This window comes from Pseudomonas sp. B10 (assembly GCF_900156235.1).
Lineage (GTDB): Bacteria > Pseudomonadota > Gammaproteobacteria > Pseudomonadales > Pseudomonadaceae > Aquipseudomonas > Aquipseudomonas siliginis.
In genome coordinates, this window is record NZ_LT707063.1 from 5,653,864 (window position 1) to 5,670,939 (window position 17,076).

The following is a 17,076-nucleotide window of genomic DNA, read 5'->3' on the forward strand; positions in this document are numbered from 1 at the left end:
TTATAATGCCCGCCTTTGCAAATCAGCAGGCTGTCCCACCTTGGCAAACATAGATAACCCGGTCGCTGAAATGGCGCCCGACGGCTTTTACCGCGTCGCACTGGGCGTTGAGTACAAAGGCTCGCGCTACAGCGGCTGGCAGCGTCAGTTGACCGGTGTGGCGACGGTGCAGGAAGAGCTTGAAAAGGCCCTGTCGAAAGTCGCCAATTCGCCGGTTTCCCTGCAATGCGCCGGGCGTACCGATGCCGGCGTGCATGCCTGCGGCCAAGTCGTGCACTTCGACACTCAAGTTGATCGCTCGCTGAAAGCCTGGGTCATGGGCGCCAACATCAATCTGCCCCATGACATCAGCGTCAGTTGGGCCAGGGTCATGCCGGCGCATTTTCATGCGCGCTTCAAGGCCATCGCCCGGCGTTATCGCTATGTGATCTACAACGATCAGATTCGCCCGGCGCACCTCAATGAAGAAATCACCTGGAATCACCGTCCGCTCGACGCCGAGCGTATGGCCGAGGCCGCGCAGTACTTGATCGGTACCCACGATTTCAGCGCGTTCCGGGCCGGTCAGTGCCAGGCCAAGTCGCCGATCAAGAAGATGCATCACCTGCGCGTGACTCGTCACGGCAAGATGATCGTGCTCGACATTCGTGCCAACGCGTTCCTCCATCACATGGTGCGCAATATTGCCGGTGTGCTGATGACCATCGGTGCCGGGGAGCGCCCGGTGGAGTGGATGAAAGAAGTGCTGGAGAGTCGCGAGCGTCGCTCCGGCGGGGTGACGGCGCATCCATATGGGCTCTATCTGGTGCAGGTCGAGTATCACGACGAATTCCCGTTACCCGAGCGCTTTATCGGGCCACATTTCCTTACGGGTTTCTCCGAACTTGACGGCTGACGCTGTCGAACGCTTTTGTTACCATCCGGGACGTTTTCGGATTTTGCCTTGAGGTTTTCCTGACATGTCAGCCGTTCGCAGCAAGATCTGCGGCATTACCCGCATCGAAGATGCGCTGGCCGCCGTCGAAGCCGGTGCCGATGCGATCGGTCTGGTGTTTTACGCCAAGAGCCCGCGTGCAGTGAGCGTGCAGCAGGCTAGGGCAATCATCAAGGCGTTGCCGCCGTTCGTGACTACCGTGGGGCTGTTCGTCAATGCCAGCCGTTGCGAGCTGGGAGAAATCCTTGATGCGGTGCCGCTGGATCTTTTGCAGTTCCATGGCGACGAAAGCGCGCAGGAATGTGAAGGCTGGCATCGTCCGTACATCAAAGCGCTGCGGGTCAAGGCCGGCGATGACATTGCCGCCGCCTGCGATGCCTTTCCCGGCGCCAGTGGCGTACTGCTCGACACGTATGTCGAAGGTGTGCCCGGCGGAACCGGCGAGGCGTTTGACTGGTCACTGATTCCGCAACACTTGAGCAAGCCGCTGATTCTGGCCGGCGGCCTGACGCCGGAGAACGTTGCCGACGCGGTAGCACGGGTCAAGCCCTACGCGGTGGATGTCAGCGGCGGGGTAGAAGCGAGCAAAGGCATCAAGGATCACCACAAGATTCGCGCATTCATCAACGCGGTGCGCGGCAATACATCGTCGATGTGACGGCTGGCAGTCTGCCGCCGTCCATCAATGCACTTGCACAAAGCAGGCGCGGCTGAGGGTTGCTGAATCGTCGCAGGTCATGTTCCGCGCTGACCGCCACTGTTCGGCAACCATCGCCACACACATGAATTTAGCTCAAGGGCATACGCGGGGCTGCGAACCAGAGCGTTCGGGCCGCCGGTACTGGAGAAAGAAAGCATGAGCAACTGGTTAGTAGACAAACTGATCCCTTCGATCATGCGCTCGGAGGTCAAGAAGAGCTCGGTGCCTGAAGGTCTGTGGCACAAATGCCCGTCCTGCGAGGCGGTGTTGTACCGTCCGGAGCTGGAAAAGACCCTGGACGTTTGCCCCAAGTGCAACCATCACATGCGCATCGGCGCACGTGCCCGCATCGACATCTTCCTCGATCCGGAAGGCCGCAACGAACTGGGCGCTGATCTGGAGCCGGTTGACCGTCTGAAATTCCGCGACGGCAAGAAGTACAAGGATCGCCTGGTTGCTGCGCAAAAGCAGACCGGCGAGAAAGATGCGCTGATCTCGGTCAGCGGTACCCTGCTGGGCATGCCGGTAGTGGTTTCGGCATTCGAATTCAACTTCATGGGCGGTTCCATGGGCGCCATCGTCGGTGAGCGCTTCGTTCGCGCTGCCAACTACGCACTGGAAAACCGCTGCCCGATGATCTGCTTCGCCGCTTCCGGTGGCGCACGCATGCAGGAAGCGCTGATCTCGCTGATGCAGATGGCCAAGACCTCGGCCGTGCTTGCGCGTCTGCGTGAAGAAGGCATTCCGTTCATCTCCGTACTGACCGACCCGGTCTACGGCGGCGTTTCCGCCAGTCTGGCGATGCTTGGCGACGTCATCGTCGGCGAACCGAAAGCCCTGATCGGCTTCGCCGGCCCGCGTGTGATCGAGCAGACCGTGCGCGAGAAACTGCCGGAAGGCTTCCAGCGCAGCGAATTCCTGCTGGAGCACGGCGCGATCGACATGATCATCCACCGTCAGGAACTGCGTCCGCGTCTGGGTAACCTGCTGGCACAGATGACCGGCAAGCCGACGCCGAAGTTCGTCGCCGCGCCGATCGAACCGATCGTGGTGCCACCGGTGCCTGCCAACGTATGACCCAGCGCACCCTTGGTGAATGGCTCGCCTACCTTGAGCAGTTGCATCCGTCGGCCATCGACATGGGCCTGGAGCGTTCGCAACAGGTAGCGTCCCGCATGGGGCTGGGCCAGCCGGCGCCTCGGGTGATCACGGTCACCGGCACCAACGGCAAGGGTTCGACCTGCGCGTTCGTGGCTTCGTTGCTGCGTGCCCAGGGCCTGAGCGTTGGTGTCTACAATTCTCCGCACCTGCTGCGTTACAACGAGCGGGTGCAGCTCAACGGCGTCGAAGCCACTGACGCGCAGCTCTGCGAAGCCTTTGCTGCGGTCGAGGCGGGCCGCGGCGAGACTTCCCTGACTTACTTCGAAATGGGCACTCTGGCAGCGTTCTGGCTGTTCCAGCAGGCGGCGCTTGACGCTGTGGTGCTTGAAGTGGGGTTGGGCGGGCGTCTGGATACCGTCAATGTGGTCGATGCCGATATTGCGCTGGTCACCAGCATTGGTGTCGATCACGCCGATTACCTGGGCGATACCCGCGAATCCGTGGCCTACGAGAAGGCCGGAATTTTCCGCCAGGGCAAGCCTGCTCTGTGTGGCGACCTGAATCCTCCGCAACCACTGCTCGACAAGGCACGCGAACTGGCTTGCCCGTTTTTTCTGCGTGGTCGCGATTTCGATCTCGGCATCACTGATCAACACTGGCAATGGCGCGGCACCGATGTCCAAGGCCAATCGGTCGAATTGCGCGACTTGCCGCTGCTCGATCTGCCGATGGAAAACGCCGCGCTGGCGCTGCAAGCCTATCTGCTGACAGGTTTGCCGTGGAATGCCGAACAGATTGTCGCGGCGTTGCAGGCGACGCGCGTGGTCGGGCGCCTCGATCGTCGGTCATTCGAATGGAATGGCAAGCGCCTGAACGTTTTGCTTGATGTTGGTCACAACCCGCACGCCGCTGAGTATCTCGCCCGGCGTCTGGCCGCGCGGCCGCCGGTTGGCAAGCGTCTGGCGGTGTTCGGATTGCTGGCCGACAAGGATCTGGATGGTGTTGTTGGCGAATTGAATGCTAGTGTCGCGCATTGGGCTGTCGCGCCGCTGGATTCGCCGCGCGCGCGTCCGGTGGCTGAACTTGAGGCAGCGCTGCAGAACCTTGGTGCTTCGGTTACGTCCTATGCCAGCGTTGCGGCCGCTCTGGAAGGGCAGTGTGCGGTAGCAACCAGTGACGACGAGATTCTCTTGTTCGGATCATTTTATTGTGTCGCCGAGGCCCTTGAATGGCTGGTCCGGCGCTCCACGGAGGAAGCGGCAAATGGCTTTGCTGGATAAAGCGTACAAGCAGCGCATGGTTGGCGCGCTGGTGCTGGTGGCGCTGGCGGTGATCTTCCTGCCGATGCTGTTTTCCCGTCAGGACGAGCAGCGTCAGGTGACCGTCGAGGCCCCGGCTGCGCCTCAGCCTTCGGCCATGCCGCAAGTGCAAATGGACCCGGTCGCCGTGCCTGAGCCCCAGGCTTTGCCACAAGAGCCGGTGCCAACGGACGAAGAGGTCGCTGAAGAAGCTGCGCCCGCTGCACCGGCCACCCCGGCCGCCCCGGCACCGACCATCCCGGCGCAGATTGCCCGCCCGGCAACGCCGCCACCAGTGGCCAAGCCGATTCCGGCGCCGGCTCAGCCAATCACCTCCGCAACCAGCAAGCCTGACACCACGCAGAGCCGCGTCGATGCCAACGGTCTGTCGGTGAGCTGGTCGGTGCAACTGGCCAGCCTGTCGAGCCGCGCCAGCGCCGAGAGCCTGCAGAAGAACCTGCGCAGCCAGGGTTATAACGCCTACATTCGTTCGGCCGATGGCAAGAATCGGGTGTTCGTCGGTCCGCTGATCGAGCGTGCCGAAGCCGATCGTCTGCGTGATCTACTGAGTCGTCAGCAGAACCTCAAGGGCTTCGTTGTCCGTTTTCAGCCTGAACGTGGCTGAAATCTATCACCTCGATTGAAAAGCACTGACAATCGCAGCTTACCGACAGCCATGCGCTCTGCTAAAATGCGCCGCCTTATCCGTCTGTAGGCTGCACTGTGCCATTTACCTGGGTTGACTGGGCGATCGTTGCAATCATCGCCATCTCCGCTTTGATCAGTCTGAGCCGCGGCTTCGTAAAGGAAGCTTTATCGCTGCTGACCTGGATCATCGCAGGAGCGGTTGCCTGGATGTTTGGTGGCTCACTGTCCGAGTACCTCGCCGGATACATCGAAACCCCATCGGCTCGCGTGATCGCGGGCTGTGCCATCATGTTTGTCGCCACACTGATCGTGGGCGCAATGATCAATTATCTTATCGGCGAGTTGGTTCGCGTTACCGGGTTGTCCGGGACCGATCGATTCCTCGGCATGGCCTTCGGCGCAGCGCGTGGCGTGTTGTTGGTGGTCGTGGCGGTCGGGCTGTTGAGCCTGGGGCCGGTACAGCAGGACGGGTGGTGGAAAGAATCACAGCTCGTGCCCAAGTTTCTATTGGTCGCCGACTGGTCCAAAAACCTGATACTCGGGTGGAGCAGTCAGTGGCTTGCCAGCGGAATCAGCGTACCCGCTGAGATTCCGTTCAAGGAGCAGCTCTTGCCGACGGCGAAAACGCCTCAGTGAGTGCTGTTCAGTTCAGATCCATTAAGTAGGGGTTGCGTCGCATGTGTGGCATCGTCGGTATCGTCGGTAAGTCGAACGTCAATCAGGCGCTGTATGACGCGCTAACCGTGCTCCAGCACCGCGGCCAGGACGCTGCCGGTATCGTGACCAGCCATGATGGCCGGTTGTTCCTGCGCAAGGATAATGGCCTGGTGCGTGACGTGTTCCAGCAGCGTCACATGCAGCGTCTGGTCGGCCACATGGGTATCGGCCACGTCCGTTACCCGACTGCCGGCAGCTCGACGTCGGCCGAAGCCCAGCCGTTCTACGTCAACTCGCCGTACGGCATCACCCTGGCGCACAACGGTAACCTGACCAACGTTGAACAGTTGGCCAAAGAGATCTACGAATCCGATCTGCGTCACGTCAACACCAGTTCCGACTCGGAAGTGCTGCTCAACGTGTTCGCCCACGAGCTGGCCCAGCGCGGCAAGCTGCAGCCGACCGAAGAAGACGTGTTCGCCGCTGTGACCGATGTGCACAACCGCTGCGTGGGTGGTTACGCCGTTGTGGCGATGGTCACCGGTTACGGCATCGTCGGTTTCCGCGATCCGCACGGCATTCGCCCGATCGTGTTCGGCCAGCGTCACACTGACGAAGGCGTCGAGTACATGATCGCCTCGGAAAGCGTTTCCCTGGACGTGCTCGGTTTCACCCTGATCCGCGACCTCGCGCCAGGCGAAGCGGTGTACATCACCGAAGATGGCAAGCTGCACACCCGTCAGTGCGCAACCAACCCGTCGCTGACCCCGTGCATCTTCGAACACGTCTACCTGGCGCGTCCGGATTCGATCATCGACGGCGTCTCGGTGTACAAGGCGCGTCTGCGCATGGGCGAGAAGCTTGCCGAGAAGATCCTGCGTGAGCGTCCTGAGCACGACATCGACGTGGTCATCCCGATTCCGGACACCAGCCGTACTGCCGCGCTGGAGCTGGCCAATCACCTGGGTGTGAAATTCCGCGAAGGCTTCGTCAAGAACCGTTACATCGGCCGCACCTTCATCATGCCGGGCCAGGCTGCGCGCAAGAAGTCGGTACGTCAAAAGCTCAACGCCATCGAGCTGGAATTCCGTGGCAAGAACGTGATGCTGGTCGATGACTCGATCGTGCGCGGCACCACTTGCAAGCAGATCATCCAGATGGCCCGCGAGGCCGGCGCGAAAAACGTCTACTTCTGCTCGGCGGCACCTGCGGTGCGCTTCCCGAACGTGTACGGTATCGACATGCCGAGCGCCCACGAGCTGATCGCGCACAACCGTTCGACTCAGGACGTGGCCGACCTGATCGGCGCAGACTGGTTGATCTATCAGGACCTGCCTGACTTGATCGAAGCGGTCGGCGGCGGCAAGATCAAGATCGAGCACTTCGATTGCGCGGTGTTCGACGGCAAGTACGTGACCGGTGACGTCGACGAGGCTTACCTGAACAAGATCGAACAGGCGCGCAACGATGCCTCGAAGGTCAAGACCCAGGCAGTCAGTGCGATCATCGATCTGTACAACAACTGAGTTTCCACCGGCCCTGAGGGGCCGGTTTTGTATCTGATATTTATTGTTCGTGAACAAAGGAGAGACAGCATGAGTCAGGAATGGGATGCCGGTCGGCTGGACAGCGACCTCGAAGGCGTAGCGTTCGATACCCTGGCCGTCCGTGCCGGTCAGCACCGCACGCCGGAAGGCGAACACGGTGATCCGATGTTCTTCACTTCCAGCTACGTGTTCCGCACCGCTGCCGATGCAGCGGCGCGCTTTGCCGGCGAAGTGCCGGGCAACGTCTATTCGCGTTACACCAACCCGACCGTGCGTGCGTTTGAAGAGCGCATCGCCGCGCTGGAGGGCGCCGAGCAAGCCGTCGCCACGGCAACCGGCATGGCCGCGATCATGGCGGTGGTGATGAGCCTGTGCAGTGCTGGCGATCATGTGCTGGTGTCGCGCAGCGTGTTCGGCTCGACCATCAGCCTCTTCGAGAAGTACTTCAAACGCTTCGGCGTCGAAGTCGATTACGTCCCGCTGGCCGATCTGTCGGCCTGGGACGCGGCGATCAAGTCCAACACCAAGCTGCTTTTTGTCGAGTCGCCGTCCAATCCGTTGGCCGAACTGGTGGATATCGCCGCGCTGGCAGAAATCGCGCATGCCAAAGGCGCGCAGCTGGTGGTCGACAACTGCTTCTGCACCCCGGCGTTGCAGCAGCCGCTGAAGCTCGGCGCGGACATTGTCGTGCACTCGGCGACCAAGTTCATCGACGGTCAGGGCCGCTGCATGGGCGGCGTTGTCGCCGGTCGCGGTGAGCAGATGAAAGAAGTAGTCGGCTTCCTGCGGACCGCCGGCCCGACCCTCAGCCCGTTCAACGCGTGGATCTTCCTCAAAGGCCTCGAGACCCTCAACCTGCGCATGAAAGCGCATTGCGCCAACGCTCAGGCGCTGGCCGAATGGCTGGAGCAGCAGGACGGCATCGAGAAGGTCCATTACGCCGGTCTGAAGAGCCATCCGCAGCACGAGTTGGCTCAGCGCCAGCAGAAGGGTTTTGGTGCAGTGGTCAGCTTCGAGGTCAAGGGCGGCAAAGAAGGCGCCTGGCGCTTTATCGATGCTACTCGGTTGATTTCGATCACCGCCAACCTCGGCGACAGCAAAACCACGATCACCCATCCAAGCACCACCTCCCACGGCCGTCTGGCGCCGCAGGAGCGTGAAGCGGCGGGGATTCGCGACAGCCTTATCCGCGTCGCGGTTGGTCTGGAAGATGTCGCTGACCTGCAGGCTGACCTGGCGCGCGGTCTGGCGGCATTGTGATCGAGTTGTCCACACCGGCGGCCAATACCCATGGCCGCGTGGCGCTGGTCACTGGCGCTGCACGCGGTATCGGCCTCGGAATTGCCGCCTGGCTGATCAGCGAAGGCTGGCAAGTGGTGCTGACCGATCTCGATCGGGCACGTGGTTCGAAAGTGGCGAAGGTGCTCGGCGAGAATGCCTGGTTCATCGCCATGGACGTCGCCGAGGAAAATCAGGTCGCACTGGGCGTGGCCGAGGTGCTGGGGCAGTTTGGTCGCCTTGATGCGCTTGTCTGCAACGCGGCGGTGGCCGATCCGCACAACATTACTCTGGAAAGCCTCGATCTCGCCTATTGGAATAGGGTGCTGGCGGTGAATCTGAGCGGGCCGATGTTGCTGGCCAAGCACTGTGCGCCTTATCTGCGTGCGCACAACGGTTCGATCGTCAATCTGGCCTCGACCCGTGCGCGACAGTCGGAGGCGGACTCCGAGGCGTATGCGGCGAGCAAGGGTGGGCTGTTGGCGCTGACCCATGCGCTGGCAATCAGCCTTGGACCGGAAATCCGCGTGAACGCAGTCAGTCCTGGTTGGATCGATGCGCGTGATCCCTCGGTGCGTCGCGCCGAACCTTTGGCCGATGCCGATCACGCCCAGCATCCGGCGGGCAGGGTGGGGACGGTCGAAGACGTGGCGGCGATGGTGGCGTGGTTGCTGTCGCGTAATGCGGGATTTGTCACCGGGCAGGAATTTGTCGTCGATGGCGGCATGACCAAGAAAATGATCTACGAGCAGTGAAAGGCAGCTTCAAGCTTCAAGGTGCAAGCTAAAGCAAGACGCTGGTGTGCCTGCTTTAGGTGATCCTGCTTTTTCTTGGAGCTTGGAGCTTGGAGCTTGCAGCTAAAACCCGTTTTTGAAAAAAACTCCAATCCTGCTATTGACTTAGCTTCGCCACCTGCGTAAATTTCGCGGCCTCGGAGATGCAAACGGGTGATTAGCTCAGCTGGGAGAGCGTCTGCCTTACAAGCAGAATGTCGGCGGTTCGATCCCGTCATCACCCACCACTCCCGAGAAGCTTGCGCAAGCAAGAGAGTAGGCTGAAAGTGCCTGCACCGACGCGCAGCGGTAGTTCAGTCGGTTAGAATACCGGCCTGTCACGCCGGGGGTCGCGGGTTCGAGTCCCGTCCGCTGCGCCATATTTTACGAGTCAGATTCATCTGATTCGCGATTGCAAGGCACCGAAGCCGGCAATCAAAACGAGTTACTTGAGCGCAAGCTCAAAGCGATACGCAGCGGTAGTTCAGTCGGTTAGAATACCGGCCTGTCACGCCGGGGGTCGCGGGTTCGAGTCCCGTCCGCTGCGCCATATCTGCTTCAAGGACCACTGAACGCCTTGAAGCGCCGAAACCAGTCATAGGCTGAATCGGATCGATAGCAAAGACCCTGGTCGAAAGACCGGGGTTTTTTGTGTCTGAAATTTGGTTATTCCTCTTCCTCACTCCTTAAGTCCATGCGAATCCCTGTGGGAGCGAGCCTGCTCGCGAAAGCGCCGGTACATTCAAAATCTGTATTGCCTGGAAAAAAGTTTTCTCGAGCAGGCTCGCTCCCACATAGGCACGCTCTGTTGTCTCGGCGGATCGGATGCGGTGCCACGTCGCATTGATTTTTTGATTATTTGGTCAGGTTTTTGTAACTGGTTGTTTGCTGTGGGCGCAGAAACCTTTAAAGTTAACCTTTCGGTCAGCTTTGCACTGTCAACACAGCTCTTTGCTTCGCCAGAAAGAGCTTCTGCACGACTCGAGATCCCCAGTAGATAACCACAAGGGCGGACCTATAACCGCCCAGAGGATGATCCATGTCCAACCGTGAAATATCCCGGCGCTCGTTCCTCCAGGGCGGGCTGGTGGCGGGTGTGAGCGTTACGCTCACGCCGCTCAGCAGTCAGGCGCTGGCTGCCTTGATGGAAAACAGCGTCACTGTGCCGTCCGAGAAATGGCTCGGCAATAACGGCAAGGCCCGTCAACGCAACGATGCCTTGTCCAAGGTCTGCGGCAGCAAGGTGTTTGCCCGCGACATCCGCGCCAAGGACATGCCCGGCTGGCCTGAGCAACAGGGCCACGCCATGCTGCTGAAAACCATCAAGGCCGACCATATCTACGCAGGTTACGACCTGTCGTGGCTCGGCGCCGATCTGCAGCCAGACCGCATCGTTACCGCTGCCGATCTGGACAAGGACGGTATCGTCTTCCCCGAAGAGCACGCGCCTGATCCATTGCTGCCGGAAGGCAAAGTGCCGATGTTCATCGGTCACCCGGTGGCGATCCTGATCTGGAACGATTTCGAGCGTTTCCGTCAGGCCAAGAACCAACTCAAATTCAATGACAAAGCGATTCGTTACGGCGCCAAAGTGCCGTTCTACGAAGGTGATCCCTACGGCAGCTTCCGCTACGTGCGCGTCGGTGGCGCGACTTCGGCGGACGAAGACGAGTTCGCCAGCCTCAAGGATTCGATCCTGTTCCCGATGCTGAAGAACCGCCGTCCAGTGTGGAATGCATCGCCGAACCTGCATGGCAACCTCACCGAGCGCGGCCTGTTCTACGCCGACCGCATGAAGCAGGAAATCGACACGCCGCCAGACAACTGGCTGGTGTTCGATGAGCGCTACAAGACGCCGTCGATCGAACCGGCCGCCCTCGAGCCGGACAACGGCAACGGCTGGTACGACCCGAAAACCAAAATCCTGCATTTCGTCGTGGCGACGCAGTGCCCGCTGGAAGTCGCGACCGAGACTGCGAAGATGATCGGGCCGTCGCGTTTCGGCCTGGCCAACCTGAACATGCACCCGGGCTACACCGTCGGGTATGGCTCCAAAGACCACAACATTTTTGTCTACTATGCAGCCCTGGCCGCGCTGTACGGCGCCGGTGTGCCGGTGCGTCTGGCCAACGACCGCTACGAGCAATTCCAGAGCGGCATCAAGCGTCACCCGTTCGACATCCGCTACCAGTTGGCCGTGGACAAGAACGACTACACCTTCAAGATTTTCCGCGCGGAAATGAGCGTCGACGGCGGCGGTCGGGTCAACTACAGCCCATCGGTGGCAGCGGTTGGCGCCACGGCTGCGCAGTCGATCTACTACATGCCGCAGAACGACCTGCAAGTCACCGCGTATCACTCGCGCGCGGTCGAGGCGGGTTCGATGCGCGGTTACGGCACCCTGCAAAGCATGGCGGCGACCGAAATGATGGTCGACGAGATCGCCAGTCGTCTGGGTGTCGACGCCATCGATTTGCGCCGCAGGAATGCCCTGCGTTCCGGCATGAAAAATACCCAGGGCGCGATCCCGGCCGGTGCATTGCGCCTGCACGAAATTCTCGACAAGGCCTCGGTGCACGAAGTCTGGAAAAACCGCGACACGATCAAGCAGCAACGTGAAGCGGCAGACCCGGATAACTGGTACGGCGTCGGTTTCGCCATCTGCCAGAAAGACTTCGGTACCGGCTCCGAAGCGCCGATGGCCAGCATCGAATTCACCGCTGACGGGCGCATCACCCTGCGCCATATCGGTATCGAAATCGGCACCGGCATGTCCACTTCGCAAGCCTTGGTCGTCGCCGATTTCCTCGGCAGCTCGGCGCATGATGTGAAGACCGGAGAAACCGAGTGGCAGGAAATGCAGCTGATCACCAGCGGCAACCCGTACATCATGAGTCAGGCCGAGCAGGACAATCTGCTGCGCAATCCGCGCTGGGTCGGCAAGTTGGCGTCGGCGTCTTCGGCGACCAACTCCGCCTACTACTTCAGTCATGCGACCCGTGAAGCTGCGCGTGTGCTGTTCAACCACGGTTTGTGGCCGGCGGCGCTGGAGATCTGGCGTCAGGGGCCGTACGGCGGTCAGGCCAACCCTTACGTGGTGCGCCGCGAAGATGCGCATTGGGTCGATGGCAAGCTGACCGCCAACGGCATGCAGCCGCTGAGTTTCGAAGAACTGGCCAAACGCGCCCACGAACGCGGTCTGGTGACTGGCGCCACGGTGCATGGTTTCAACCGCTGGAGCTGGGCCGAGGCTGAATACAGCATCGACGGCGTGCGCGAGCGCCTGCCGCTCGACGGTCTGGCGGTGAAATACGGCGATGGCGCGCCGCAAGCGAAGAAAGCGCAGATGAACAGCGCCGGCTTCCACTTGCTTGATCGGCAGAACGTCAACTACCCGGTAGTGCAGTTGAACAACGCTGCCGTGACCTATTACAGCCCGGTCGCGACGCTGGTTGAGTTGAAGGTCAATAAAGGCTCGGCGGAGGTTCAGGTGCTCAACCACCATTCGTGGATCGAGTGCGGGCGCGTGCTGGTTGAACAGTTGGTCAAGGGCCAGCTCGAAGGCGGTATCGCCATGGGTATTGGTCATGCGCTGATGGAAGAGATGCCGTTGTACGAAGGCGGGCCGGGGGAGGGTGACTGGAACTTCAACCGTTACCGCCTGCCGATGGCGCGTCACGTTGCGGTGTGGAAGCAGACCGCGGAGATCCTGCCGCCGCTGTCGCCGAGCGATCCGTCCAAGGGCATCGCCGAAGTGGTGATGATCCCGATTGTCGGTGCCATCGGTAACGCCGTGGCGCATGCCATCGGTAAACGTGTTCGCGACCTGCCCATCACTGCTGCGCGCATCAAGGAGGCCCTCAATGGCTAACCGTCCGCTTCAACTGACCCTCAATGGTCAATCCGTCGGCCCGGTGGACATCCCTGATGACCTGCCGATGATCGACTATCTGCACGAATACAAAAACCTCACCGGCTCGCGGCTGGGCTGCGGTCAGGGGATCTGCCACGCCTGCGTGGTGATCGTCGATAACCCCGACGGTACCAGCGAAGAAGTGCGCACCTGCATCACCGGCGCGCACTACTTCGAGGGCAAGAAAGTCCGCACCATCGAAGGCCACGCCACTCGCGACGAGCAGGGCCAGGTCACCGAGCTCAATCCGATCCAGCAGCGCTTTGTCGACGAGTTCGCTTTCCAGTGCAGCTACTGCGCGCCAGGCTTCGTCAACGCCGCGACCGTGCTGGTCGAGAAGCTGCAGCGCCAGCCGATTGTCAAAAGTCAGCTGGAACAGGTGATCGAGGACAGTCTCGGCCATCACGTCTGCCGCTGCACCGGTTACGTGCGTTATTACAACGCCACGCGCAACGTGCTGACCGATCTCGGCCTGGTCAAGGAGGGTTGAGCATGAAGCGTTTACTGACCCGCCTGACTTTTGCGGTCGGACTGGCCGCGCCGCTTTTGGCGGTCCACGCCGATGAACAGGTCAAGCGCGGCGAATACCTCGCCCGCGCTGCCGACTGCATGGCCTGCCACACCGCACCGGGTGGCGCGCCGTATGCCGGCGGCCTGCCGATCGTCTCGCCATTCGGCACGATCTACGGCACCAACATCACCCCGAGCAAAGAGCACGGCATCGGTCTGTACAACGATGACGAGTTCTTCGCTGCGCTGACCGAAGGCAAACGACGCGACGGTGCGAATCTGTATCCAGCGATGCCGTACACCTCGTATCACCTGATGCCGCGCGCCGATTCCGATGCGATTCACGCGTATCTGAAAACCATCGAACCGATCGAACGCGCCGCGCCGGTGACCAGCCTGAGCTTTCCGTTCAACGTGCGTCTGGGCCTGACCGGCTGGAACATGCTCTACGGCAAAGACGTCAAGCTGGAACCGGCCGAAGGCAAAAGTGAGGCATGGAAGCGCGGCCAGTACATGGTCGACGTTCTCGGTCACTGCGGCGAATGCCATACGCCACGCGGCCTGCCCGGCGCGATGCAAATGGACAAGCGCATGACCGGCGGCATTCTCAATGGTTATCTGGCACCGAGCCTGCTGGCCACCGACCTGGCCGCGCGCGGCTGGAATCAGCAGGATCTGAGCACGTTTCTGAAGCATGGCATGAGCGCGCAAGGAACGATGTTCAACGAAATGTTCCCGGTGTTTCACAACAGCACTCAAGGTCTGAGCGATGCTGACCTGGCGGCAATGGCGACGTTCCTCCTTGGCGAGCAACCGCCACCAGCCAAAGAGCTCGTCGAAGTACCGCTGGACAAGCTCAGCGCGAGTGCCCAGCGCGGCCGTCAGGAATATCTGAACGTCTGCGCCGGTTGCCACGCGGCTGGCGGTGAAGGCAAGCCGCACATCGCAGTGGCCATGCGCGGCAACACCACGTTGCGTCTGGAAGATCCGCGCAACCTGTTGCGAGTGATCGAGGATGGCATCGGCGAACAGAAGTTTTCCGGGTTCGAGCACATGCAGCCGATGCCGGGTTTTGCTGAAAAGCTCAGTCCTGAGCAATTGACCGATCTGCTCAACTATTTGCGTCAAGGTTGGGGCGGACAGAGCGCTGAGCTGGCAGTAAGTGAAGTGCAGAAGCTGCAAGCCGACGCGCCGAGCGTCGAGCACAAGGCCCACTGATATGCAGCATCTCGATCTGCAAGTGGTGCGTAGGGCGCTGGAATGGTCGGTGGCCGGGCAGCGAATCTGGCTGTGCACGGTGCTGACCACTTACGGCTCGGCACCGCGCGCGCCGGGTTCGCTGCTCGCGGTGAACGAAGGCGGGCAGTGGATCGGTTCGCTGTCGGGCGGTTGCGTGGAGGAGGATTTTCTTGAGCGCGTTGCCGAAGGTGCGTTTCTCGAAACAGTAAGCGTCGTGCGTTACGGCGAAGGCGATGATCCGCGCTCGCGGGTCAGTCTGCCTTGCGGTGGCATTCTCGATGTGTTGGTGGAGAAACTTGACGCCGACTGCGCGGTGCAGGCGCACCTGCGTGAACTGGAATCAGCGCTGCTGGGTCAGCGTCGTCTGCTTCGCGAAGTCGATCTGGCCAGCGGTGCGCGCGCTCTGTTTGCTGATCGCGAGCAGGGTGCGCGGATCGAGCGTGAGATCGATCGGGTGCGCATCCGTATTGGTGCAGCACAGCGTTTGTTGCTCGCCGGCTACTCCAGTGTGGCGCAGGCCTGTGCCGAGTTCGCGGTAGGACTTGGCTTCGAAGTGATTCTCTGCGATCCGCGCGACGAGGTGCTGGAAGGTGTGGTGCTCAATGGCGTGGAAATTCGTCGGCAGTTGCCTTCGGTGTTTATTGCCGACGGTGGTTGTCATCGCGATACGGCGGTAGTGGCGTTGACCCACGATCCGCGTATCGATGATCTGGCGATGATGGAGGCGGTGCGCACCAAGGCGTTTTACATCGGTGTGATGGGGTCGCAGCAGACATCGCAAAAACGCTTTGAGCGCTTACGTCGCATTGGTGGTTTGAGCGAGGCGGAGCTGGAGCGGATTCATGCGCCGATCGGCCTCAACCTCGGCAGCAAGACACCGGCGGAAATTGCGCTGGCGGTGCTGGCGGATATCCTGCGGATTCGCAGCGGGATCGCTCGGGATCAGCTCTGATCCTAGGCCTTGCTGAATCTACTGTGGCGAGGGGATTTATCCCCGTTGGACTGCGCAGCAGTCCCCTCCTGCTCAAGAGGGGGCGCTTCGCACCCCCCAACGGGGATAAATCCCCTCGCCACAATGGTGTTTATAGGCCGTACTTATCGCGCAGCCCGTAATACCAGGCGCCCAGCGCGGCAAACGGTGTGCGTAGCAATTGCCCGCCGGGGAAGGGGTAGTGCGGCAGGTCGGCAAAGGCATCGAAACGCTCGGCCTGACCGCGCAACGCTTCGGCGAGGACTTTGCCAGCCAGGTGCGTGTAGGTGACGCCGTGACCGCTGCAACCCTGCGAATAATAGATGTTGTCGCCCAGGCGCCCGACCTGTGGCAAGCGCGACAGGGTCAGCAGGAAGTTGCCGGTCCAGGCGTAATCGATCTTCACATCCTTGAGTTGCGGGAAGGCCTTGAGCATCTTCGGGCGGATGATCGCTTCGATGTTCGCCGGATCGCGAGCGCCGTAAACCACGCCGCCACCGAAGATCAAGCGCTTGTCGGCGGTCAGGCGATAGTAGTCGAGCAGATAGTTGCAGTCTTCCACGCAGTAATCCTGCGGCAAAAGCGCCTTCGCCAGCTCATCGCCCAGCGGCTCGGTGGTGATCACCTGGGTACCGCACGGCATCGATTTGGCCGCCAGTTCCGGCACCAGATTACCGAGGTAGGCGTTGCCGGCGACGATGATGAACCTGGCCCTGACCTTGCCTTGCGGCGTATGCACAACCGGATTGGCCCCGCGCTCGATGCGCACGGCAGGTGATTGCTCATAGATGGTGCCGCCGAGAGACTCGACTGCCGCTGCTTCACCGAGCGCCAGATTCAGCGGATGAATGTGGCCGCCGCTCATATCGAGCATGCCACCGACGTATTGATCGCAACCCACCACTTCACGGATGCGGCGTTGATCCATCAATTCCAGCTGGGTGTGGCCGAAGCGTTCCCACAGGCGCTTTTGCGATTCCAAGTGCCCCATTTGTTTGGCGGAAAGGGCGGCGAATACACCGCCGTCTTTCAGGTCGCACTGGATGTTGTATCTGGCCACGCGCTCGCGAATGATCCGGCCGCCTTCAAAGGCCATTTCGCCGAGCAGTTGCGCCTGCTTGGGGCCGACCGTGCGTTCAATGACGTCGATGTCGCGGCTGTAGCTGTTGACGATCTGCCCACCGTTTCGGCCCGAGGCGCCAAAACCGACTTTCGCCGCTTCCAGCACGGTTACGCGAAAACCGTTCTCCAACAGGAACAGGGCGGACGACAGCCCGGTATACCCGGCGCCGATCACACAGACGTCCGTCTCCACATCATCCTGCAGCACAGGGCGTGGTGGTACGGCATTGGCCGACGCAGCGTAATAAGACTCTGGGTATTGGGTGTTCGCCATCCTGCCGCCTCTGTTTAATATATTTTACGAGTGTGCCGATCCTACCCGAGTTGAAAAACCTCCGCCAGCCAGCGGAAAATCTTCTTCGCTGAGGCGAAATTAAATATTTTGC

The 17,076-nt window shown here is 60.9% G+C and carries 14 protein-coding genes and 3 tRNA genes; 16 read left to right on the forward strand and 1 reads right to left on the reverse strand.

Annotated elements, in window-relative coordinates:
- Positions 1–70: 70 nt before the first annotated feature.
- From truA to BXA01_RS25630, 16 genes are all read left to right on the forward strand, one after another.
- On the forward strand, positions 71–895 hold the full coding sequence (gene truA, locus BXA01_RS25555; RefSeq protein ID WP_016773937.1) for a tRNA pseudouridine(38-40) synthase TruA: 825 nt from the start codon (positions 71–73) through the stop codon (positions 893–895).
- A 64-nt stretch (positions 896–959) separates the two neighbouring features.
- Positions 960–1,592 (forward strand): phosphoribosylanthranilate isomerase, encoded by a 633-nt coding sequence (locus tag BXA01_RS25560; RefSeq protein WP_071171655.1) that lies wholly within the window; start codon positions 960–962, stop codon positions 1,590–1,592.
- Between the two features lie 198 nt (positions 1,593–1,790).
- On the forward strand, positions 1,791–2,711 hold the full coding sequence (accD, locus tag BXA01_RS25565) for an acetyl-CoA carboxylase, carboxyltransferase subunit beta (RefSeq protein WP_016773939.1): 921 nt from the start codon (positions 1,791–1,793) through the stop codon (positions 2,709–2,711).
- Entirely contained in the window at positions 2,708–4,015 is a 1,308-nt protein-coding gene (folC, locus tag BXA01_RS25570) for a bifunctional tetrahydrofolate synthase/dihydrofolate synthase (RefSeq protein WP_076567135.1), read from the forward strand. Before accD ends, folC begins: the two co-directional genes overlap by 4 nt.
- Positions 3,999–4,658 (forward strand): SPOR domain-containing protein, encoded by a 660-nt coding sequence (locus tag BXA01_RS25575; protein ID WP_076567137.1) that lies wholly within the window; start codon positions 3,999–4,001, stop codon positions 4,656–4,658. Before folC ends, BXA01_RS25575 begins: the two co-directional genes overlap by 17 nt.
- Positions 4,659–4,756: 98 nt before the next feature.
- The gene (locus BXA01_RS25580; RefSeq protein ID WP_016773942.1) at positions 4,757–5,317 is read left to right on the forward strand and encodes a CvpA family protein; all 561 of its coding nucleotides are present in this window, start codon (positions 4,757–4,759) and stop codon (positions 5,315–5,317) included.
- Between the two features lie 41 nt (positions 5,318–5,358).
- On the forward strand, positions 5,359–6,864 hold the full coding sequence (gene purF / locus BXA01_RS25585; protein ID WP_016773943.1) for an amidophosphoribosyltransferase: 1,506 nt from the start codon (positions 5,359–5,361) through the stop codon (positions 6,862–6,864).
- A 69-nt stretch (positions 6,865–6,933) separates the two neighbouring features.
- Positions 6,934–8,145, forward strand: coding sequence for an O-succinylhomoserine sulfhydrylase (locus BXA01_RS25590; protein ID WP_016773944.1), 1,212 nt, complete (start codon positions 6,934–6,936; stop codon positions 8,143–8,145).
- Positions 8,142–8,918 (forward strand): SDR family oxidoreductase, encoded by a 777-nt coding sequence (locus tag BXA01_RS25595; RefSeq protein ID WP_076567139.1) that lies wholly within the window; start codon positions 8,142–8,144, stop codon positions 8,916–8,918. The genes BXA01_RS25590 and BXA01_RS25595 overlap by 4 nt, the downstream gene beginning before the upstream one ends.
- 190 nt (positions 8,919–9,108) lie before the next feature.
- Positions 9,109–9,184 (forward strand) — tRNA-Val (locus tag BXA01_RS25600).
- A gap of 55 nt (positions 9,185–9,239) precedes the next feature.
- Positions 9,240–9,316, forward strand: a tRNA-Asp gene (locus BXA01_RS25605).
- A 93-nt stretch (positions 9,317–9,409) separates the two neighbouring features.
- Positions 9,410–9,486, forward strand: a tRNA-Asp gene (locus BXA01_RS25610).
- 489 nt (positions 9,487–9,975) lie between these two features.
- A complete protein-coding gene (locus tag BXA01_RS25615) occupies positions 9,976–12,807 on the forward strand; it encodes a xanthine dehydrogenase family protein molybdopterin-binding subunit (protein ID WP_076567141.1) in 2,832 nt (943 codons plus the stop codon).
- A complete protein-coding gene (locus BXA01_RS25620) occupies positions 12,800–13,339 on the forward strand; it encodes a (2Fe-2S)-binding protein (RefSeq protein ID WP_016773947.1) in 540 nt (179 codons plus the stop codon). The genes BXA01_RS25615 and BXA01_RS25620 overlap by 8 nt, the downstream gene beginning before the upstream one ends.
- A 2-nt stretch (positions 13,340–13,341) precedes the next feature.
- Positions 13,342–14,577 (forward strand): c-type cytochrome, encoded by a 1,236-nt coding sequence (locus tag BXA01_RS25625; protein ID WP_076567143.1) that lies wholly within the window; start codon positions 13,342–13,344, stop codon positions 14,575–14,577.
- Between the two features lies 1 nt (position 14,578).
- Positions 14,579–15,550: an XdhC family protein gene (locus BXA01_RS25630; protein ID WP_076567145.1), complete on the forward strand. Its 972-nt coding sequence runs from the start codon at positions 14,579–14,581 to the stop codon at positions 15,548–15,550.
- A 130-nt stretch (positions 15,551–15,680) separates the two neighbouring features.
- On the opposite strand, the gene BXA01_RS25635 is transcribed toward BXA01_RS25630, so the two are convergent.
- The gene (locus tag BXA01_RS25635) at positions 15,681–16,964 is read right to left on the reverse strand and encodes an NAD(P)/FAD-dependent oxidoreductase (RefSeq protein WP_041478544.1); all 1,284 of its coding nucleotides are present in this window, start codon (positions 16,962–16,964) and stop codon (positions 15,681–15,683) included.
- Positions 16,965–17,076 lie beyond the last annotated feature (112 nt).